The sequence below is a fragment of the Nonomuraea sp. NPDC001636 genome (assembly GCF_040298265.1).
In the GTDB taxonomy this organism is placed as follows: domain Bacteria; phylum Actinomycetota; class Actinomycetes; order Streptosporangiales; family Streptosporangiaceae; genus Nonomuraea.
Genome location: NZ_JBEOZT010000003.1, coordinates 71,087 through 90,171, shown reverse-complemented (window position 1 = coordinate 90,171; position 19,085 = coordinate 71,087). Strand labels below are relative to the sequence as shown.

Genomic DNA, 19,085 nt, shown 5'->3' with positions numbered 1-19,085 from the left:
AGGGGTGTCGGTTGACCACCACGTCGAGCTTGATCTCCACGCTTCCCGGCCGCTCCTACACCGACCCCGACCTGTTCGCCGAGGAACAGGCCAAGATCTTCGAGAGCATGTGGTTCTGCGCCGTGCGCGCCGGCGACCTGCCGAAACCGGGCGCGTTCCGGACCGTCCAGGTGGGCACGGAGAGCGTGCTCGTGGTGCGCGGGCGCGACGGGCTGCTGCGCGCCTTCCTCAACGTCTGCCGCCACCGCGGCGCGCGGCTGTGCGTGGAGGAGCGGGGCGAGGTCAGAAGGACGATCAGGTGCGCCTACCACGCCTGGTCCTACGACCTGGACGGCAGGCTGGCCGCCGCCCCCAACCTGGCGAAGATGCCCGACATCGACCGCGTCGAGTACGGCCTGGTCCCGGTGAGCCTGCGCGAATGGCTCGGCTACGCCTGGGTCTGCCTGGCCGACGAGCCGCCGTCCTTCGAGGACACCGTCACCTCCGCGGCCACCGAACGCCTGGGCGACCCGGCCGCCATCGAGAACTACCACGTCGACCGGCTGGCCCTGGGCCGCCGCGTGGTCTACGACGTCAAGGCCAACTGGAAGCTGGTCGTCGAGAACTTCATGGAGTGCTACCACTGCGCCACGATCCACCCCGAGCTGGTGGCCGTGCTGCCCGAGTTCGCCGGCGGGTACGCCGCCCAGTACTACGTGGGCCACGGCGCCGAGTTCGCCGAGCGCGTCGAGGGCTTCACCGTGGACGGCGGCGCGGGCTTCGGCCGGCTCCCCGACGTGACGCCGGAGCAGGACCGCCGCTACTACGCGATCACCGTCAAGCCGCAGGTGTTCGTCAACCTGGTGCCCGACCACGTGATCCTGCACCGGATGTTCCCCATGGCCGCCGACCGCACGGTGGTCGAGTGCGACTGGCTCTACCACCCCGACGTGGTGGCCTCCGGGGCCGACCTGACGCCGTCGGTGGAGCTGTTCCACCGGGTCAACGAGCAGGACTTCGACGCCTGCGAGCGGACCCAGCCCGGCATGGGGTCACGCGCCTACCGGGCGGGCGGCGTGCTGGTGCCGAGCGAGCACCACATCTCGGCCTTCCATCAGTGGGTGAACCAGCGCCTGCGCGGATAGCGCACCCGCAGGCCGCCGTAGTTGGCCCGGCCGCCGACCACCAGGTAGAGGACGCCGGGCCGCCGCCTGCCCGGCACGTCGCCGACGACGGTCTGACCCCAGTCGGTACGGAAGGCGTCCACGTTCACCACGGCGCCCTCGGGCACGGTGATCCTGGCGGAGCCGTACGTGAGGTCGAGTTCGAGGTCGACGACGGGGTGGGGGATGACGGCCCGGGACAGGTCGAGGTCGACGCCGCCGTACTTGGAGGAGATCCGCAGCCGCCGCGGGACGGCCCAGTCACCCGAACGGCGCACGTGCCCGCTCTTGGACTCCAGCTCGACCACGTCGTCGGCCGGGGGCGCCGGGGCGGGCAGATCGGTGATCAGGCCGAGCAGGTCGCCGTAGGTCCTGGCGGTGAGCGCCAGCCCGAGCCGGTCCTCCAGCTCGGGACGCGTCAGGCGGCCCTCGGCGAAGGCGTGCTGGAGCCGCTCCGCCGCGCGCTCCCGGTCCTCGTCGGAGACCCGCATGTGCATTTCCGACATGTCCCGAGCATAGGTTCGCGGCGGTCAGAACGGGAGGCGTCGCCCGGAAGGGGTTCGCAGATCGAGGTGGGAGTACCGGCGCCCCCGCGGGGGCCTGCGCACGAGCTGAAGTCGCTTCACGCCCTGTAAATACCCATTTGATTGTCTAAGAGTCCTCATGCGGAGGTACCGTGTGCCTGATGTCGGCGGACCCTTTCGTGCATCCGGCCCTCTTCTACCGAGGTGACCCGGAATATGTGGCTGCCACCACGGCTTTCGTGCGCGAGGGGCTGGCCGCCGGGGAGCCCGTGGCGGTGGCCGTGCCCGCCGCGAACCTGGCCAAGATCGAGGCCGGGCTGGGCGCCGACGCGTCCCGGGTGACCATGCTCGACATGGGCGTGGCGGGCCGCAACCCGGGGCGGATCATCCCGGCCGTGCTGCGGGCCGTCGCCGACCGGCATCCCGGCGAGCACGTGCGGATCATCGGCGAGCCGATCTGGCCCGGCCGCTCGGCGACCGAGTACCCGGCCTGCGCCCAGCACGAGGCGCTGATCAACCTGTCGTTCGCGGGGCGGCGCGTCACGATCCTGTGCCCGTACGACCTGGCGGGGCTGACGCCCGAGGTGCTGCGCGAGGCCGAGCGCACCCACCCGGTGCTGCGCGACGCCTCCGGCGAGCGGGCCAGCTCCAGCTACGCGCCCGACGAGGTCGTCGCCCGGCACAACCAGCCGCTCGCCGAGCCGGCCGCGTGCGTCTCGCTGCGCTTCGACCACACCAACCTGGCCTCGGCCCGCACCCTGGCGGCCGGCCAGGCCGCGGCGGCGGGCTTCGCGGACGACCGGCTCGACGACATCCGGCTCGTGGTGGCCGAACTCGGCGCCAACAGCCTCGACTACGGCGGCGGCGCCGGCCTGATCAGGGTCTGGATCGAGGACGCGCGGCTGGTCTGCGAGGTCGCCGACGGCGGTCACATCACCGATCCGCTGGCCGGGCGCCTGCCCGTCGAGGCACGCCGCTCCGGCTCGCGCGGCCTGCTCATCGTCAACCTGCTCGCCGACCTCGTACGCGTCCACAGCCGCCCCGGCGCGACCGCGGTCCGGGCCTACTTCGACCTGCCGGCCTCCCTGGTGTAGACATCGGAGGATGATCCGGCTACGGCCCATGCGGGCGCGCGACGCGGGCGAGTCCCATCGCGTCGCCACCAACCTGGAACTCTTCTTCGACCTGTGCTTCGTCGTCGCGGTCTCGTTCGCCGGCTCCCAGCTCCACCACGCGCTCAGCGAAGGCCACCTGGCCGAGGGCGTCCTCGGCTACCTGACGACGTTCTTCGCCATCTGGTGGGCGTGGATGAACTACACCTGGTTCGCCTCCGCCTACGACAACGACGACTGGCTGTTCCGGGTGACCACGCTCGCCCAGATGGCGGGCGTGCTGGTGCTGGCCGCCGGGGTGCCCAGGGCGTTCCAGGAGCACGACTTCCGCGTGGTCTACGCCGGGTACGTCATCATGCGCCTGGCCATGGCCGCCCACTGGCTGCGGGCGGCCTGCGGCGACCGTCCGGGCCGGCGGACGGCCGTGCGGTACGCCGCCGGCATCTGCGTCGCGCAGGTCGGCTGGATCCCGCTGCTGGTCGTGCCGGGGGAGTGGTACCTGGCGGCGTTCGCGTTCGGCGTGCTGCTGGAGCTCGCGGTGCCCGTGTGGGCCGAGCGGGGCAGCCCGACCGCCTGGCACCCGCACCACATCGCCGAGCGGTACGGCCTGTTCACGATCATCATGATGGGCGAGAACGTGCTGGCCGCCACGGTCGCCTTCCAGGCCGAGGCGCGCACCGCGGGCCTGCGGCCCGAGCTGATCGTGCTGGCCCTGGGCGCGCTGGTGATCGCCTTCGCCATGTGGTGGCTCTACTTCGACCCGCCGACCGCCGAGATCCTCGACTCCACCAGGCACGCCCTCCTCTGGGGGTACGGCCACTACGCGATCTTCGCGGCGGTCGGGGCGTTCAGCGCCGGGGTCGAGGTGAGCATCGACCACGCGTCGGGCACGTCGCACCTGTCCGCCACGGGCGCGGCGCTGGCCGTGTCGGTGCCCGTCGCGGTGTTCCTGTCGATGGTCTGGCTGCTGCACGTGCGACCCCACCGCTACGGCCCCGCCGACAGCGCGGCCTTCCTGGGCGCGGCCGTGCTCGTGCTGCTGTCGGCGCTGACGCCGGCGCCGATCCCGCTGACGGCGATCGTCCTGGTCGCGCTGGTGGTCGTGACCGGCGCGACCAGGCGGGCGGCCTAGCGCTCGACCTCCGACATGTTCGGGTAGCGGGCGCCCCGGACGGCGTCCGCGGGCACCGCCCTGGCCAGGGCGTCGAGCTGCTCGGCGGTCAGCGTGACGTCGGCCGCGGCGGCGTTCTCCTCCAGGTACGCCAGGCGTTTCGTGCCGGGGATCGGCACCACGTCGTCGCCCTGGGCCAGCAGCCAGGCCAGCGCGAGCTGGGCGGGGGTGATCCCGGCCGCCCTGGCGATCTCGCGCACCCGCTCGACCAGGCGGGCGTTGTGCTCGGCGTGCTCGCCGGACATGCGGGGCAGGTGCTTGCGGAAGTCGTCGTCGGGGAGCTGGTCGGCGCTCGGCAGCGCGCCGCCGAGCAGGCCGCGGCTGATCGGCGAGTACGCCACCAGCGCGGTGCCCAGTTCCCTGGCCGCGGGCCGGATCTCGGCCTCCAGACCCCGGGTGAACAGCGAGTACTCGCTCTGCAGCGCGGCGATCGGGTGCACGGCGGCGGCCCTGCGCAGCGTGTCCGCGCTCACCTCCGACAGCCCGAGATGGCCCACCTTGCCCTGCTGGACCAGCTCGGCCATGGCGCCGACCGACTCCTCGATCGGCACGTCGGGGTTGCGGCGGTGCATGTAGTAGACGTCGATGTGGTCGACGCCGAGCCCCCGGAGCGAGGCGTCGCAGGCCGCCCTGATGTACTCGGGGCTGTTCTCGACCGTGCGGGCGCCGTCGTGGCGGTTGATGCCGAACTTGGTCGCCAGGACGACCTCGTCGCGGTGGCCCTTGACGGCGCGGCCGACCAGCTCCTCGTTGTGGCCGCGTCCATACATGTCGGCTGTGTCCAGAAAATTCATGCCAAGGTCGAGGGCGCGGTGGATGACGGCGATCGACTCCTTCTCGTCGCCTTGGCCGTAGAACTCCGACATGCCCATGCAGCCCAGGCCGAGGGCCGACACCTGCGGGCCGCCGGTCCCCAGAACGCGCGTCTTCACATCCGCTCCCGATAGTTGTCGATCTTGTGGTCGAGGACGACCATGTCCGCGCCCAGCTCGGCGATCCTGGCCCGGACGCGCTCACGGTGCAGCTCCAGCATGGCCAGCCGCTCGGCGGAGGTGTGCTCGCCCATCCGGCGCAGCTCCGCGTAGCGGCACATGTCGGCGATGGGCATGCCGGTGGTCCGCAGCTTGGTGAGGAAGTCCAGCCACCGGAGATCCGCCTCCACGTAGTCCCGATGCCCGCTGACGTTGCGGCCGACCGAGTGGATGAGCCCGATGCGCTCGTAGTAGCGCAAGGTGTGGGCGCTGAGACCCGAACGCTGGGCGGCCTCTTGGATCGTCATGTCTCCAGGGTCACCCTTAGAGTGCACTCCAAGTCAAATCGGGGGTGCCGCCGACTGCACCCACCCTGAGGAGGCAGGCCCTACCCAGGGTCGTCTCTCCGCAGGTCACGGGCCCGCCCCCGGACTCTGCCGACCAAGGTATTAGGGGACGGATCAGGGCCCGCTGGGGGCTTATCTCCGATGTCGGTCAAGGCCGCCTTACGCGAGCTTTAAGCCATGAGGGGATTGCTTGTCAGCGGATTCACGGCCATCGGCACCGGAGCCGGCGCGATGCTCACCTTGCACGCCGAGGCGGGCCTCGACCCGTTGCACAGCGTCATCAGCGAGTACGCCTTCCAGGCGTCCGGATGGCTGCTGCCGGCCTCGCTGACGCTGTTCGCCGTGGGGTCCGGGCTGATCGCCGAGGCGCTGCGCCGCTCCGGCGCCAACCGCTGGGTCGTCGCGCTGCTGGTGGCGTGGGGGGCGAGCATGTTCCTGATCGGGGCCTTCCCGACCGACCGTCCGGGGGTGCCGCTCTCGTTGTCCGGAGGCATCCACCGCTACGCCGCCTTCGCCGCCTTCCTGGTGATGCCCGCCGCGGGGTTCCTCCTGGCCAAGGCCAGGATCCGGTACGCCAGAGCGATGCGCGTGCTGAGCGGCGTGGCCCTCGGGGCGCTGTTGCTGGTCGTGGTCCCGTACGTGGTGCGCATGTTCGGCATCCCCTTGAGCAACGACGACATCCCGGCGGGCCTGACCCAGCGCGTGGTGGTCGTGACCGAGATCGGGGTGCTGGCGCTGGCGGGACTGTCGATGCTCAGGCCGGCGGCGCGGCGGGTGTCGGCCGTGCTGGCGTGACGCCTGACCGGTTCGCGAGGGGCGGGATGATCTTCCCGCCCCTTTTCGCGTGAGAACGGTCCGCTCCTGGAAAGAGGGAGGGCTCTGACCTCGCCCAAGGAGCTGTGAAGATGACCATTTTGATCGCCTACGACGGTTCGGACGACTCCAAGGCCGCCATCGAGTTCGCCGGACGGGCCGTGCAGGACAGGTCCGCCGTCGTGCTGACCGTCTGGGAGCGGCTGGCGATGACCTCCGCCCGCGCCTCGGCCGGGCTCATGATGACCCTCGACAACACCGCGGCCGAGGACGAGGCGATCGGCCAGGCGATGACCGAGCTGGCCGGGCACGGCGCCGAACTGGCCCGCGAGGCCGGCCTCGACGCGACGCCGCGGTGCGACCTGGACTCGGTGGCGGTGTGGTCGACCATCGTGGACGTCGCCGACGAGATCGACGCCACCCTCATCGTCACCGGCACGCGGGGACTGGGCGGCGTGCGATCGCTGCTGCTCGGCAGCACCTCGGACCGCGTCCTGCACCACGCCCGGCGTCCCGTGCTGGTGGTCCCGGGCCCCGAGGCGACCTCCTGACCGACCCGGCGGCGAGAATGTCGGTGGCGTGCGGCAGAGTGGGGGCCGCGGGATCTCCTGACCGGTGACCCGATCAAGGTGCGGGCCGGAAGAGGGGGCGGCATGGCCGAGGGCCTGGCGCGGCGGCTGGGCACCGGCGACGCGGTCGTCGTCGGGCTGAGCGCGATGATCGGCGCGGGCGTGTTCGCCGCCTTCGCCCCGGCCGCCGCCGCGGCGGGCGGCTCACTGCTCGCCGCCCTCGCGCTCGCCGCCGTCGTGGCCTACTGCAACGCCACCTCCTCGGCCCGCCTGGCCGCCCTCCATCCCGAGTCCGGCGGCACCTACGTCTACGGCCGGCGGCGGCTCGGCCCGCTGTGGGGCTACCTGGCGGGCTGGGGCTTCACCGTCGGCAAGACGGCCTCGTGCGCCGCGATGGCGCTCACCTTCGGCTCGTACGTCGCCCCGGGCGCGGCCCGGCCGCTGGCCGTCGCGGCGGTCGTCGCGCTCACGCTGCTCAACCTGTTCGGCGTCCAGCGTTCGGCCGCGGTCGCCCGGGTGATCGTCGTGCTCGTGCTCGCCGTGCTGGCCGCGGTGATCGTCGCCGGGCTGGCGGGGGAGCGGCCGCCCGGAATGCCGGGCGCGGAGCTGCCCGGTTCGGGCCCGTGGGGCGTGCTCCAGGGAGCCGGGCTGCTGTTCTTCGCGTTCGCCGGATACGCCAGGATCGCCACGCTGGGGGAGGAGGTGCGCGATCCGGCCCGTGCCATCCCGCGGGCGATCGGCATCGCCCTCGGCGTCACGCTCGTCGTCTACACGCTGGTGGCGGTGGCCGCCCTGCGCACGCTCGGGGCGTCCGGGCTGGCCGGGTCCGCCGCGCCGCTGGCCGACGTCGTGCGCCGGGCGGGGGCGCAGTGGCTGGTGCCGGTCGTGGGGGCGGGGGCGGCGGTGGCCTCGCTCGGGGCGCTGCTCGCGCTGCTGCTCGGCGTCTCCCGTACCGTGCTCGCGATGGCCAGGGAGCGTGATTTGCCGGGCGTGCTGGCCGCGGTCGACCCGGAGCGGCGGGTCCCGCGCCGGGCCGAGGCGGCGGTCGGGGCCGCGGTGGTCGTGCTGCTGCTGGTGGCCGACCTGCGCGGCGCGATCGGTTTCTCCTCGTTCGGGGTGCTGGTCTACTACGCGATCGCCAACGCCAGCGCGCTGACCCTCACGCGGGCCGAGGGCGCGCCGGTCAAGGCCGTGCCGGTGCTCGGGCTGGTGCTGTGCCTGGTGCTGGCGTTCACGCTGCCGCTCGCCTCCGTGCTCGCGGGGGTGGCCGTCTTCGCCGTGGGGCTGGCCGCCTGGGCCGTACGCCGCCGCGCGAGCGGCTTCCGGGCGTAGACTGGGCGTGATTCCTCTCGACGATGGCCCGGGCGTGCCGACGAAAGCGCCCTTCCCCGTGAACGTCCGCGTAAGGAACCTCCGCCCGGCCGCATGAGCGGCATCCGGGTGCGCACCCGCAGAGAGCTCCAGGCCCAGCGGCGGCGCAGGCGGCCCCGATGCCTCGGCCACCTCACCGTCGCCCCTTTGTGGCCCATGCACGGCGTCAACCTCGGCACCCTGCTGCGCACCTGCGACGCGGCCGGCGCGTGCCTGGCCGTGCCCCGCCTGCCCTGGGTGCCCGAGGCGCTGGCCAGGGGGAACACCCTCCGGTTCGGAGCATGCGTCCACTGGGTCGATCCGCTGCCCTGGCTGGCCTCCCGGCCCGAGCGCGTGCTGGGCGTCGAGCTGGCCGAGAACGCCATCAGGCTGGCCGACCTGCCCATGGCCCGCGAGCCGACCGTCGTCGTGCTCGGCCACGAGGCCACCGGCATCCCCGGCGAGGCGCTCGACCTGCTCGACGCCGTGGTCGAGATCCCGATGATCGGCACCGGGGCCAGCCTCAACGTGGCGGTGGCCGGGTCGCTGGTGCTCTACAAGCTGGCCGGGCTGGCCTGACGCCGGGTACGATGCCGAACATGACGATCAGCGCGGTGATGATGACCCCGTAGGGGGTTTCACCGACGACGTCCTGTTGAGGCCCTGCGACCCGGGGCCTCTCGTCGTGTCGGGGCCCCTTTCCGGGAGGCGACCGATGTACGTCACGACGACCATCCCCTACGTCAACGCCCGCCCGCACCTCGGGCACGCGCTGGAGCTCGTCCAGGCGGACGTGCTGGCCAGGCACCACCGGCGGCGCGGCGAACCCGTGCGGTTCCAGACCGGGACCGACGACAACTCGCTGAAGAACGTGCTTGCGGCCGAGGCCGAAGGACTGCCGGTGCGGGAGTTCGTGGACCGCAACGCGGCCGCGTTCGAAGGGCTGCGCGAACCGCTCGACCTGTCCTTCGACGCGTTCGTCAGGACGAGCAGCCACCCCGCACACCGCGCCGGGGTCGAACGCATCTGGAAGGCCGTCGAAGGCGACCTCTACCAGCGGCACTACGAGGGGCTCTACTGCGTCGGCTGCGAGCAGTTCTACCCCGAGGGGCCCTGCGCGGAAGGTCACGAGGCGCCCCTGCAGACGGTCTCGGAGCGGAACTGGTTCTTCCGGCTCTCCCGCTACCAGGACGCCCTGCTCGACCTCATCCGCGGCGGCGGCCTGCGCATCGAGCCGGCCGCCCGGCGCAACGAGGTGCTGGCGTCCGTCGAGGCGGGGCTGGCCGACATCAGCGTCTCGCGGTCGGCGGCGCGCGCCCGCGGCTGGGGCATCCCCGTGCCGGGGGATCCCAGCCAGGTCGTGTACGTGTGGTGGGACGCCCTCGCCAACTACGTCACCGCCCTGGAGGGGGAGGAGCACGAGCGCTGGTGGGTGCGCGAGCCGGACAAGGTGCACCTGGTCGGGAAGGGGGTGATCCGCTTCCACGCCGTCTACTGGCCGGCGATGCTGCTGGCCGCGGGCGAGCCGCCGCCGTCGCAGATCTTCGTGCACGACTACCTCACCGTGCACGGCCGCAAGATCAGCAAGTCGTCCGGGACCGCCGTCGATCCGGTGGCCCTGGTGGACGCGTACGGCGTGGACGCGGTGCGGTGGTGGCTGCTGCGCGAGATGCCGCGCGTGGGCGACGCCGACTTCACCGAGGAACGCCTGATCGCCAGGGCCGACGAGGACCTGGCCAACGGCGTGGGCAACCTGGTCAACCGGGTGTCCACGATGGTCCACCGGTTCCTGGACGGCAACGTGCCGGAGGTGCGCGAGGAGTTCGGGCCGGGCGACGTGCACGGCGCGCTGCGGGACTTCGACTTCCGCCGGGCCGCCGGAGCGGTGTGGCGGCTGGTGGAGGAGGCGAACAGGTACGTCGAACGCGTCCGGCCGTGGCAGCAGGCCGCCGGCGAGCGGGAGGCGTCGCTGGGCGTGCTGGTGGGGGCGTGCCGGACGCTGGCCGTCGAGCTGGAGCCGTTCCTGCCGACGGCGGCGGCGCGGGTGGCGGCGGCGGTGTCGGGGGAGCGGCTGCCGCGGCCGGAGCCCCTGTTCCCGCGCCTGGCCCGGTGAATCCGGACATGTGCCGACGCGCCGATCGGGCTTCGCCGTGGACGATTGACGGTGCGGCAGGGGCGGCCTACGTTGGGCGCACTTGCTGACCAGTTGGTATGGAGGTCCCATGCCCGCCGTCGAGACCGTCCGGGGCCCGATCGACGTCGAACGGCTCGGCCAGACGCTGATGCACGAGCACGTGTTCGTCGTGGCCGCCGAGCACGTGGACAACTACGGCAAGGGCGCCTGGTGGGACGAGGAGTTCCGGGTCGCCGACGCCGTCGCCAAACTCGGCGCGGTGGCGGCCAAGGGCGTGCGGACGATCGTCGACCCGACGGTGTGGGGCCTCGGCCGCCACATCCCGCGCATCCAGCGGGTGGCCGCCGAGGTGCCCGGCCTGAACATCGTCGTCGCCACCGGCCTGTACGTCTTCGAGGAACTGCCCCACCAGTACGAGCACCGCGGGCCCGGCCTGTTCCTCGACATGCCCGACCCGATGGTCGACGACTTCGTCCGCGACCTCACCGAGGGCATCGCCGACACCGGGGTGAAGGCCGCGCTGCTGAAGTGCGTGGTGGAGCACAAGGGGCTGACGCCCGGCGTCGAGCGCATCTGCCGGGCCGTCGCGCGGGCCCACGTCCTGACCGGGGCGCCGATCACCGTCCACACGAACGCCTTCACCCAGAGCGGGCTGCTCGCGCTGGACCTGTTCGCCAAGGAAGGGGTGAACCTGGAGAAAGTGGTCGTCGGGCACGCGGGTGACAGCAACGACCTCGACTACCTGATGCGCCTGGCCGACACCGGCGCGACGCTGGGCATGGACCGGTTCGGGCTCGACGTCTACAACTCGACCGAGCAGCGCGTGGCCACGATCGCGGCCCTGTGCCGGCGCGGATACGCCGACCGCATGGTCCTCAGCCACGACACCGCCTGCTTCATGGACTACTTCGGCGGCGCATGGGACGAGGCCAGAAACACGCTCGCGCCGAACTGGCGCTACGATCACATTCACGATGACGTTCTGGCCGCACTGCTCGGCTCTGGTGTCACCGACGACCAGATCGAACAGATGCTGGTGTTCAACCCGAGGCGCTACTTCTCGTAAAGTGGTCGAGAAGTGACGACAAGTGGGAAACAACGCGGGTAGGTGGAGCTGGGTGACTTCGGAGCAGGCTTTGTCGATCAGCCTCGGACTCCAGGGCCCCTGCGTCATCGCACGGCTGACCGGGGATTTCGACTTCGGGTCCGCGGCCGAGGTGCGCGACCGGGTCACCAAGGCGCTCGACCTCACCCAGCCGCCGCTCCTCGTCATCGACATGCAGGCCGTCAGCGTCTGCGACTCCTCCGGCCTGTCCGTGCTGGTCTACCTGCACAAGGCCGTCACCGCCTCCGGCGGCAAGCTGCTGCTGTCCGGTCTGAACGGCCGGTGCAAGCACCTGTTCGCGATCACCGCGCTGGACAAGTTCTTCGACATCCGCAGCACGGCCGAGCTGGCCATCGCCGAACTCAACGAAGCCGGGAATTCGCCGCCGTTCACCGGGTAGTTGCCGGTGCATGTCGGCCGCAGAGCCCGATCTGCTCGGCATGTACCTGGCGCAGATCGGAAAGAACCCCCTGCTCTCCGCCGCGGACGAAGTCGACCTCGCCCGGCGGATCGAGGCAGGACTGTACGCGAGCCACCTGATCGAGCGCGGCGCCGCGACCCCGGAGCTCGAAGCCGTCGCCCGCGACGGGCGGCGGGCCAAGGACACGCTGATCAGGTCCAACCTCCGCCTGGTCGTCGCCGCCGCCAGGCGGTACGCCTTCCGCGGGCTGCCGCTGCTCGACGTCATCCAGGAGGGCAACCTCGGGCTGATCAGGGCCGTGGAGAAGTTCGACTACACCCGCGGGTACAAGTTCTCGACGTACGGGACGTGGTGGATCCGTCAGGCGATCGAACGCGGCATCCACGACAGGAGCCGCACCGTACGGCTGCCCATCCACGTGGCCGAGGACCTGTCGCGGCTGCTCAGGGCCGAGCGGCGGCTCGCCGCCGACCTGGGCCGCGAGCCGACGGACGGCGAGCTCGCCGCATCGGCGGCGCTCACCGCCGGCCAGGTCGCCGCGTTACGCAGGCTCGGCCAGGAGGTGGTCAGCCTGGACCTGCCGGTCGGCGAGTCCGGCGAGAGCCGCGTCGCCGACATGATCGCCGACGAGGACGGGGCCGGGGTGCAGGAGATCGCCGAAAGCCGCGCCATGAGCGCCGACGTCCGGGACGTGGTCACGTCGCTGCCGCCGCGCGAGGCGGTCGTCATCAAACTCCGGTACGGCCTCAGCGGGCAGAAGGCGGAGAGCTACGGCGAGATCGCGGACCGCCTCGGGCTCACCAGGGAACGCATCAGGCAGCTGGAGAAGCAGGCACTGAAACGCCTCCGCCAGTCCAGATCCCTCCTGGCCTGGGCCTCATGACGTTCCGGCCCCCGCCACTCTTGGCTCGCCTCTTCATTCGCCGCCCCCGGACAGCGGGCGTCGTGGCGCGGTCACCCGGTCGGCCCCGGACGGCGGACGGCGGACGGGGGCCGAGCGCGTGCTCGGCCCCCGTTCTCCTCGGGTCTTGGGTCAGGCGGTGACGAGGAGCGCGACCCCGATCAGCACCGCAACCGGGACGAGCCACATGACGGCCTCGACAGCGAACTCCTTGTACATCGCGCAAGTCTCCCTCGAAACGCCCAAGTGGGGCACCGCTAAACGTCACTGCGCAGCATAGCCGCCCCCACCCCCACCTCGATCCACCCACATCCCGCCCCCACGCCCCTAGGAGGAGCTCACAGCTGCTGGCGGGCGATGCGTTTGCCGAGCCCTGCCAGGGACTCGTCGGCCATCAGGGCGGGCAGGCGCGGGGCGTCCACGTCGATCTGGTGCAGTACGGCGGGGTGGGCGCCGTTGAAACGGCTCCACGCCCGGACCACCTCCGGCATCGCCGCCACCGCCGGGTCCGACAGGATGGCCTCCCTCGGCAGCCACGACGTCAGGAACTGGCTCACCCGCGCCGGACTCCACCAAAGCGGACGCTCGCCCACGAACTCCGCCAACTTCTCGAACGCCTCCCGCGCCCCGGGCACGTCGGGCAGATCGTGGAAGTCGGCCATCGTGCCGTCGGGCGCCTGCCGTACGAGCCCGGGGACGGCCAGGGCCCGCGCGATGGCCAGCGGACGGACGGCGGGCAGCGTGTCGGCCACCTGGGCCCCCATGATCCGGTCGCCCAGCTCGAACGCGTCCAGCACCCGCCCGGCCACCACCCCCGGCTCGGCCGGGCTCAGGCCCAGGTCGTCGAGGAACGTGACCTCCTCGACGACGGCGTCCACCGCGAGGCCGCCGTTGGGCTGGTCGATGCCGACGACGAGGATGTGCGGCTCCTTGCCGTTCGCGTACCTGAAGGACAGGACGGCCAGGGTCTGCTCGCCGTACGGGTCGGCCTTGCCGTACCAGGCTCCTTCGCAGGTCACCTGCCCCATGCGGCGCACCCAGCCGGGCAGCCCGAGGTCGGCCTCCGTCGTCCCGGGAACCTCCACCCCCAGGACCCGCATCACCCCCGCCCCCGACCGCGCCTCGGACCCCGCTTCCGCTCCCTCCTTGGATTCCGGAGAGGATTCCGTCCAAGGCCATCCGGTCCTGTCGACCGCGGCCAGGGCGGCGAGGGTGAGACGCGACTCAGCGCTGCCGTCCTCGGCCAGCTCGCGCAGGAACGGCCCCACCTCATCGGGCTCCAGAGCGGCGGTGAGCCGGGCCGCCCAGAGCTCGGTCCGCAGCGGCGAGCGCCAGCGAAGCAGGTCGCGGGCTTGGCCGACCGCCATGGAAAACACAGTTGTCCTCACCCTCCGACGGTATCGCCCCCACCGAGAACCCCCCGCCCAGTGGGTGGCTGAGCCGGCTTGAACGGCGAATCGGCGCCCGGGCCAGCCTGAACGCTCGGCGGCTGGTGGCGGCACCCCTGGCCCCTCGGGGCAGTCTCAGCGGTGGGCTGGTGGTGAGCTGCTGCCCGAGGCGGCCTGATCGGTGGGCTGGTGGCTCGGGTGGGGCTGTGGTGGGCTGCTGCCCGAGGCGGCCTGCTCGGAGGGCCGGTGACTGGGCCGGCTTGAACCATGGGGCGGCGGCTGAATCGGCCTGAACGGTCGGCCTCGTGAGGGCGGCCTGATCAGTGGGCCGGTGATTCGGGGGCTCGGTGGGCTGCTGCCCGAGGCGGCCGGAGGGGGCGTTGGCTGGGCCGGCTTGGACAGTGGGCTGGCGGCAAGGGGTGCCCCTGACGGTGGGCCGGTTGTGGGCCGGCCCGCCGTCAGGGGGTGGGGTCAGCGGTTGTCGCCGCCGAGGCCGGCCTTGCGGAGGGCTTCGGCCATCGCGCCCATGGGAGCCGGACGGTCCTGGCGGCGCTGTCCGCCGCGCTGACCGTCGCCGCGGCCCTGGCCACGACCGCCGTCACCACGACCGCCCTGACCACGGCCGCCGTCACGACCGCCACCGCCGCGAGCACCGTCACCCCGGCCGCCGTCGCGGCCGTCGCCGCGGGAGCCGCCGTCGCGGCCGCCCTCGCCACGGGGGGCGGAGCCGTCGCGAGCGGAGCCGTCGCGGCGGGGCTCGGTGCGGGAGCCGTCCGAGCGGGCGCCCGACTTGCGGGGCGGGCGGCCCTCCGAGGACGGCTGGGTGACGTCGTCCTCCAGGCGGAGGGTCAGGGAGATGCGCTTGCGCGGGATGTCCACCTCAAGGACCTTGACGCGCACGATGTCGCCCGGCTTGACCACGTCGCGCGGGTCTTTGACGAAGGTGCGGGACATGGCCGACACGTGGACCAGGCCGTCCTGGTGGACGCCGATGTCGACGAACGCGCCGAAGGCGGCCACGTTGGTGACCACGCCCTCCAGGATCATCCCGGCCACCAGGTCGGAGATCTTCTCCACGCCCTCCTTGAAGGCCGCCGTCTTGAACGCAGGACGCGGGTCGCGCCCCGGCTTCTCCAGCTCGCGCAGGATGTCGGTGACGGTCGGCAGGCCGAAGGTGTCGTCGGTGAAGTCCTGCGGCCGGATGGTGTGCAGGGCCGAGGTGTTGCCGATCAGCGACTTGAGGTCGGTCTGGACCGAGCTCAGGATGCGCCGGACCACCGGGTAGGCCTCCGGGTGCACGCTGGAGGCGTCGAGCGGGTCGTCGCCGCCCGGGATGCGCAGGAAGCCGGCGCACTGCTCGAACGCCTTGGGCCCGAGCCGCGAGACGTCCTTCAGCGCCGTGCGGGTGCGGAACGGGCCGTTGGCGTCGCGGTGGCGCACGATGCCCTCGGCCAGCGTCGCGCCGATGCCCGACACCCGCGTGAGCAGCGGCGCGGACGCCGTGTTGACGTCGACCCCGACCGCGTTGACGCAGTCTTCGACGACGGCGTCGAGCGAGCGGGAGAGCTTGGACTCGGCCAGGTCATGCTGGTACTGGCCGACGCCGATCGACTTGGGGTCGATCTTGACCAGCTCGGCGAGCGGGTCCTGCAGCCGGCGCGCGATGGAGACCGCGCCGCGCAGCGACACGTCGAGGTCGGGCAGCTCCTGGGAGGCGTAGGCCGAGGCCGAGTAGACCGAGGCGCCCGCCTCCGACACCACGATCTTGGTGATCGACGGCATGAGCTTGACCAGGTCGCCGGCCAGCTTGTCGGTCTCGCGCGAGGCGGTGCCGTTGCCGATGGCGATGAGCTCGACGCCGTGCTTCTGGGCCAGCGCGCCGAGCACGGCCAGCGACTGGTCCCACTGGCGCTTGGGCTCGTGGGGGTAGATGGTGGCGGTCTCGACGACCTTGCCCGTGGCGTCGACCACGGCCACCTTCACGCCGGTGCGCAGGCCGGGGTCGAGGCCCATGGTCGCGCGGGTGCCGGCCGGGGCGGCCAGCAGCAGGTCGCGCAGGTTGGCGGCGAACACGCGCACCGCTTCGTCCTCGGCGGCCTGCCACAGGCGCATGCGCAGGTCGATGCCGAGATGCACGAGGATGCGGGTGCGCCAGGCCCAGCGCACGGTCTCGGCCAGCCACGTGTCGGCCGGACGCCCCTTGTCGGAGATGCCGAACCGGGCGCCGATGCGCAGCTCGTAGTCGGCGGTCTCGTCGGGCTCCAGCGCGACGTTGAGCACTTCCTCCTTCTCGCCCCTGAACATCGCCAGGACGCGGTGGGAGGGCAGCTTGGTGAACGGCTCGGTGAAGTCGAAGTAGTCGGAGAACTTGGCCCCCGCCTCCTGCTTGCCCTCGCGCACCTTCGACACGAGCCGGCCGCGGCTCCACAGCCGCTCGCGCAGGTCGCCGATGAGGTCGGCGTCTTCGGCGAACCGCTCGATCAGGATCGCCCTGGCCCCTTCGAGGGCCGCGCCGGCGTCGGCCACGCCCTCGGTGACGAACTCCGCGGCGACCGTGGCCGGGTGGAGCGTCGGGTCGCCGAGCAGCTTGTCGGCCAGCGGCTCCAGGCCGAGCTCGCGGGCGATCTGCGCCTTGGTGCGCCGCTTGGGCTTGTAGGGCAGGTAGATGTCTTCGAGCCTGGCCTTGGTCTCGGCCGCCATGATCTGCGCGCGCAGCTCGTCGTCGAGCTTGCCCTGAGACTCGATCGACTCCAGGATCGCCGCCCTGCGCTCGTCGAGCTCGCGGAGGTAGCGCAGCCGTTCCTCGAGCGTGCGGAGCTGCGCGTCGTCGAGGGCGCCGGTGACCTCCTTGCGGTAGCGCGCGATGAACGGCACGGTGGCGCCGCCGTCGAGCAGATCGACCGCCGCCTGCACCTGCCCGTCGCGCACGCCGAGCTCTGCCGCGATCCGCTGGTGAATAGAGAGCACTTGCCTGCCTTTCGATGGTCCCGCCGGTCAATTGTGCAGGACGACGCCGTCTTTCATGACCAGAGTGCGCCGAGGGTGAACGACCACGGCCTCTCCGGGGCCGCTCGCGGGCACCACGACGAGGTCGGCCCGGTCGCCCGGAGCCAGGCCGTAACCGGGCAGCCCGAGGGCCAGAGCGCCGCCCACGGTCGCGGCCTCCAGGGCGAGCTCGATGTCCTCGTCGCGGCGGAACGCGCTGCGGTAGGCGAGGTGCATCGCGCGCTCCAGCATGTCGCCAGAGCCGTAGGGGCCCCACAGGTCGCGGACGCCGTCGTGGCCGCAGGCGACGGTGACGCCCGCGGCGCGCAGCTTCTTCACCGGCGGCACCGGGTAGCTGTAGACGGCGGCGGTGGCGATGGCCACGCCCGCGTCGACGAAGCCCTGGATCAGGCGGTCCTGGACGGCCTCGCCGAGCTCGCCCAGCGCGTACGCGTGGCTGACCGTGACCCGGCCGCCGAGCCCCAGCGCCTTGGTGCGCTCGGTGATCAGCTCCAGCTCCCAGCCGCCCAGCGAGCCGCCGTCGTGGAGGTGGATGTCGATGCGCGCGCCGAACCGGTCGGCCAGGCCGAAGATCAGGTCGAGGTGGCGCACGGGATCGCGGTCGACGCCGGCCGGGTCGAGGCCGCCGATCGCCTCGACGCCACCTCGGAGCGCCTCGGCCAGCAGGTCGGCGGTGCCGGGGTTGGTGAGCACGCCGTGTTGCGGGAAGGCGACCTGCTGCACGTGGACGGGGGAGCGGGCGGCGGCCTCGCGCACGGCCTCCACGCCCCGCAGGCCCACGGACGGGTCGATGTCGGTGTGGGTGCGCACGTGGGTGGTGCCCGCCTCGCTCATCCGGGCCAGCAGCGCGGCGGCGCGCTCGGCGCTCGGCACCCCCAGCTCGGCGCGGCGGCCCAGGTCGTTGGCGATGCGGCCGGCCAGCGAGTCGTCGGCCGAGTGGGGGACCCAGGGGCCGCCGTAGAGCGTCTTGTCGAGGTGGCAGTGGGCGTCGACGAGACCGGGCAGGACGAGCTGGCCGGACACGTCGAGGACGAGGGCGCCGGGCGCGTCGAGGGACGGGCTCACCCGGTAGATGCGGCCGTCGCGGACGAGCAGGTCGGCGGGGGACGCGAGCCCCCAGGGCCGGCCGCCGCGGATCAGCACGTCGGTCATGCCCAGCACCCTAGAGGGCGGCACCGACGTTTTCCGTGCCTCGGACGTGAGGGTCGTGAGCCGCCCGCGGCGGCGCAACATGCTAATCGGGGCGGGTGGCGAACAGTTCGAGGTGGTGGCAGGAGCGGCAGCGGTAGGCGTCGATCTCCCACTTGGGACGGCCCATCAGCCGCGCGCCGCCGAAGATCCCGCGTGACAGCGCCCCTTCGACCCAGCGGGCGTACCCCCGAGAGTGCTCACCCTGGTCCGCGACGAACCCGGGTTCGAGCCCCTCCGCGCCGCAATGCGTGCACCGTAAGTTGTCCATGCCGCAGAGCCTAGATCTCCGCGAGGTGCGCCACGTTGGCCACGTCGGCCGGATCGGTGCTGGCCCGCCCGCCGAACCAGGCGTCGAGGATCTCGCCGAGCACGACGTCGGAGGTCAGGCGGAGGCTGAGGGCCAGCACGTTGGCGTCGTTCCACCTGCGCGCCCCGTCGGCGGTGTAGGCGTCGGCGCAGAGCGCGGCCCGCACGCCGGGCACCTTGTTGGCCGCGATGGAGGCGCCCGTGCCCGTCCAGCAGCAGACCACCGCCTGGTCGGCCCGGCCCTCCGCGACGTCTCTGGCGGCCAGTTCGCAGGCCCAGGCCCAGTCGTCGCGCTCGCCGTCGTCGAGTGCGCCGTGGGTCAGCACCTCGTGACCCCGCCCGCGCAGCTCGGCCACGATGCGCCCGGCCACCCCGTCAGTGCTGTCCGCCGCCACCGAAATCCGCATGGCCCATCTCTACCAGCAAGGTGGTGACGGGTGCGGGGATCGAACCCGCCTGGCGCGGCTTATGAAACCGCCGGGCACACCAGCGCCCCCACCCGTCTGGAACGGGCCGGGGGCCGCCGGTTCAACGGCGGGAGCCCCCGGACGGGTGCGGCATGCGCGTTCGCCGGATGACGAGCTGGATGACCAGCTGGATGACCATGGGCACGAGCATGCCGCCCGCGCCCCCG

The 19,085-nt window shown here is 72.4% G+C and carries 19 protein-coding genes and 1 tRNA gene; 11 read left to right on the top strand and 9 right to left on the bottom strand.

Annotated features, from left to right (window positions below; all coding sequences use genetic code 11):
* Positions 1–11: 11 nt before the first annotated feature.
* On the top strand, positions 12–1,124 hold the full coding sequence (locus ABT158_RS07430) for an aromatic ring-hydroxylating oxygenase subunit alpha (RefSeq protein WP_352351922.1): 1,113 nt from the start codon (positions 12–14) through the stop codon (positions 1,122–1,124).
* Here the strand turns inward: ABT158_RS07430 and ABT158_RS07425 are convergent.
* Positions 1,094–1,648: a DUF1707 SHOCT-like domain-containing protein gene (locus tag ABT158_RS07425; protein WP_352351920.1), complete on the bottom strand. Its 555-nt coding sequence runs from the start codon at positions 1,646–1,648 to the stop codon at positions 1,094–1,096. The genes ABT158_RS07430 and ABT158_RS07425 overlap by 31 nt on opposite strands.
* Positions 1,649–1,827: 179 nt before the next feature.
* On the opposite strand from ABT158_RS07425, the gene ABT158_RS07420 reads away from it, so the two are divergent.
* Both ABT158_RS07420 and ABT158_RS07415 read left to right on the top strand, forming a co-directional pair.
* Positions 1,828–2,760: an anti-sigma factor RsbA family regulatory protein gene (locus tag ABT158_RS07420; RefSeq protein WP_352351918.1), complete on the top strand. Its 933-nt coding sequence runs from the start codon at positions 1,828–1,830 to the stop codon at positions 2,758–2,760.
* Between the two features lie 10 nt (positions 2,761–2,770).
* The gene (locus ABT158_RS07415) at positions 2,771–3,910 is read left to right on the top strand and encodes a low temperature requirement protein A (RefSeq protein WP_352351916.1); all 1,140 of its coding nucleotides are present in this window, start codon (positions 2,771–2,773) and stop codon (positions 3,908–3,910) included.
* On the opposite strand, the gene ABT158_RS07410 is transcribed toward ABT158_RS07415, so the two are convergent.
* Together ABT158_RS07410 and ABT158_RS07405 are read right to left on the bottom strand one after the other, a co-directional pair.
* Complete coding sequence (locus tag ABT158_RS07410) at positions 3,907–4,881, bottom strand: aldo/keto reductase (protein WP_352351914.1); 975 nt, start codon at positions 4,879–4,881, stop codon at positions 3,907–3,909. The two genes, ABT158_RS07415 and ABT158_RS07410, sit on opposite strands and share 4 nt — an antisense overlap.
* A complete protein-coding gene (locus tag ABT158_RS07405) occupies positions 4,878–5,228 on the bottom strand; it encodes a MerR family transcriptional regulator (RefSeq protein ID WP_352351912.1) in 351 nt (116 codons plus the stop codon). Before ABT158_RS07405 ends, ABT158_RS07410 begins: the two co-directional genes overlap by 4 nt.
* Before the next feature lie 216 nt (positions 5,229–5,444).
* On the opposite strand from ABT158_RS07405, the gene ABT158_RS07400 reads away from it, so the two are divergent.
* The 8 genes from ABT158_RS07400 to ABT158_RS07365 all read left to right on the top strand — a co-directional run bounded on the left by ABT158_RS07400 (position 5,445) and on the right by ABT158_RS07365 (position 12,542).
* Entirely contained in the window at positions 5,445–6,062 is a 618-nt protein-coding gene (locus ABT158_RS07400) for a DUF998 domain-containing protein (protein ID WP_352327172.1), read from the top strand.
* A gap of 110 nt (positions 6,063–6,172) precedes the next feature.
* Positions 6,173–6,631: a universal stress protein gene (locus tag ABT158_RS07395; RefSeq protein WP_352327171.1), complete on the top strand. Its 459-nt coding sequence runs from the start codon at positions 6,173–6,175 to the stop codon at positions 6,629–6,631.
* Positions 6,632–6,733: 102 nt separating this feature from the next.
* A complete protein-coding gene (locus ABT158_RS07390; protein ID WP_352351910.1) occupies positions 6,734–7,981 on the top strand; it encodes an APC family permease in 1,248 nt (415 codons plus the stop codon).
* 93 nt (positions 7,982–8,074) lie between these two features.
* Positions 8,075–8,578, top strand: a complete 504-nt coding sequence (locus tag ABT158_RS07385) for a TrmH family RNA methyltransferase (RefSeq protein WP_352351908.1) — start codon at positions 8,075–8,077, stop codon at positions 8,576–8,578.
* Between the two features lie 136 nt (positions 8,579–8,714).
* Complete coding sequence (gene metG / locus ABT158_RS07380; protein WP_352351906.1) at positions 8,715–10,112, top strand: methionine--tRNA ligase; 1,398 nt, start codon at positions 8,715–8,717, stop codon at positions 10,110–10,112.
* Positions 10,113–10,221: 109 nt separating this feature from the next.
* Positions 10,222–11,199, top strand: a complete 978-nt coding sequence (locus ABT158_RS07375) for a phosphotriesterase family protein (RefSeq protein WP_352351904.1) — start codon at positions 10,222–10,224, stop codon at positions 11,197–11,199.
* Between the two features lie 52 nt (positions 11,200–11,251).
* Entirely contained in the window at positions 11,252–11,638 is a 387-nt protein-coding gene (locus ABT158_RS07370) for an STAS domain-containing protein (RefSeq protein ID WP_352327166.1), read from the top strand.
* A 10-nt stretch (positions 11,639–11,648) separates the two neighbouring features.
* Positions 11,649–12,542 carry a sigma-70 family RNA polymerase sigma factor gene (locus ABT158_RS07365; RefSeq protein WP_352351902.1) on the top strand — a complete coding sequence of 298 codons (894 nt, stop codon included), beginning with the start codon at positions 11,649–11,651 and terminating at the stop codon, positions 12,540–12,542.
* 356 nt (positions 12,543–12,898) lie between these two features.
* On the opposite strand, the gene ABT158_RS07360 is transcribed toward ABT158_RS07365, so the two are convergent.
* The 6 genes from ABT158_RS07360 to ABT158_RS07335 all read right to left on the bottom strand — a co-directional run bounded on the left by ABT158_RS07360 (position 12,899) and on the right by ABT158_RS07335 (position 18,955).
* Entirely contained in the window at positions 12,899–13,927 is a 1,029-nt protein-coding gene (locus ABT158_RS07360; protein WP_352351900.1) for a hypothetical protein, read from the bottom strand.
* A 492-nt stretch (positions 13,928–14,419) separates the two neighbouring features.
* A complete protein-coding gene (locus ABT158_RS07355; protein WP_352351898.1) occupies positions 14,420–16,915 on the bottom strand; it encodes a Tex family protein in 2,496 nt (831 codons plus the stop codon).
* 27 nt (positions 16,916–16,942) lie between these two features.
* On the bottom strand, positions 16,943–18,106 hold the full coding sequence (locus ABT158_RS07350; RefSeq protein WP_352351896.1) for an amidohydrolase: 1,164 nt from the start codon (positions 18,104–18,106) through the stop codon (positions 16,943–16,945).
* An 82-nt stretch (positions 18,107–18,188) separates the two neighbouring features.
* Positions 18,189–18,413, bottom strand: a complete 225-nt coding sequence (locus ABT158_RS07345) for a hypothetical protein (RefSeq protein ID WP_352328727.1) — start codon at positions 18,411–18,413, stop codon at positions 18,189–18,191.
* A 10-nt stretch (positions 18,414–18,423) separates the two neighbouring features.
* Positions 18,424–18,858, bottom strand: a complete 435-nt coding sequence (locus ABT158_RS07340; RefSeq protein ID WP_352351893.1) for an RpiB/LacA/LacB family sugar-phosphate isomerase — start codon at positions 18,856–18,858, stop codon at positions 18,424–18,426.
* 21 nt (positions 18,859–18,879) lie between these two features.
* A tRNA-Met gene (locus ABT158_RS07335) sits at positions 18,880–18,955 on the bottom strand.
* Between the last annotated feature and the right edge of the window lie 130 nt (positions 18,956–19,085).

Coding starts and splice junctions, on each gene's coding strand:
- ABT158_RS07425 (WP_352351920.1), bottom strand. CDS start 1,648: ATGTCGGAAATGCACATGCGGGTCTCCGACGAGGACCGGGAGCGCGCG.
- ABT158_RS07420 (WP_352351918.1), top strand. CDS start 1,828: ATGTCGGCGGACCCTTTCGTGCATCCGGCCCTCTTCTACCGAGGTGAC.
- ABT158_RS07415 (WP_352351916.1), top strand. CDS start 2,771: ATGATCCGGCTACGGCCCATGCGGGCGCGCGACGCGGGCGAGTCCCAT.
- ABT158_RS07405 (WP_352351912.1), bottom strand. CDS start 5,228: ATGACGATCCAAGAGGCCGCCCAGCGTTCGGGTCTCAGCGCCCACACC.
- ABT158_RS07400 (WP_352327172.1), top strand. CDS start 5,445: ATGAGGGGATTGCTTGTCAGCGGATTCACGGCCATCGGCACCGGAGCC.
- ABT158_RS07395 (WP_352327171.1), top strand. CDS start 6,173: ATGACCATTTTGATCGCCTACGACGGTTCGGACGACTCCAAGGCCGCC.
- ABT158_RS07390 (WP_352351910.1), top strand. CDS start 6,734: ATGGCCGAGGGCCTGGCGCGGCGGCTGGGCACCGGCGACGCGGTCGTC.
- ABT158_RS07385 (WP_352351908.1), top strand. CDS start 8,075: ATGAGCGGCATCCGGGTGCGCACCCGCAGAGAGCTCCAGGCCCAGCGG.
- metG (WP_352351906.1), top strand. CDS start 8,715: ATGTACGTCACGACGACCATCCCCTACGTCAACGCCCGCCCGCACCTC.
- ABT158_RS07375 (WP_352351904.1), top strand. CDS start 10,222: ATGCCCGCCGTCGAGACCGTCCGGGGCCCGATCGACGTCGAACGGCTC.
- ABT158_RS07365 (WP_352351902.1), top strand. CDS start 11,649: ATGTCGGCCGCAGAGCCCGATCTGCTCGGCATGTACCTGGCGCAGATC.
- ABT158_RS07360 (WP_352351900.1), bottom strand. CDS start 13,927: ATGGCGGTCGGCCAAGCCCGCGACCTGCTTCGCTGGCGCTCGCCGCTG.
- ABT158_RS07350 (WP_352351896.1), bottom strand. CDS start 18,106: ATGACCGACGTGCTGATCCGCGGCGGCCGGCCCTGGGGGCTCGCGTCC.
- ABT158_RS07345 (WP_352328727.1), bottom strand. CDS start 18,413: ATGGACAACTTACGGTGCACGCATTGCGGCGCGGAGGGGCTCGAACCC.
- ABT158_RS07340 (WP_352351893.1), bottom strand. CDS start 18,858: ATGCGGATTTCGGTGGCGGCGGACAGCACTGACGGGGTGGCCGGGCGC.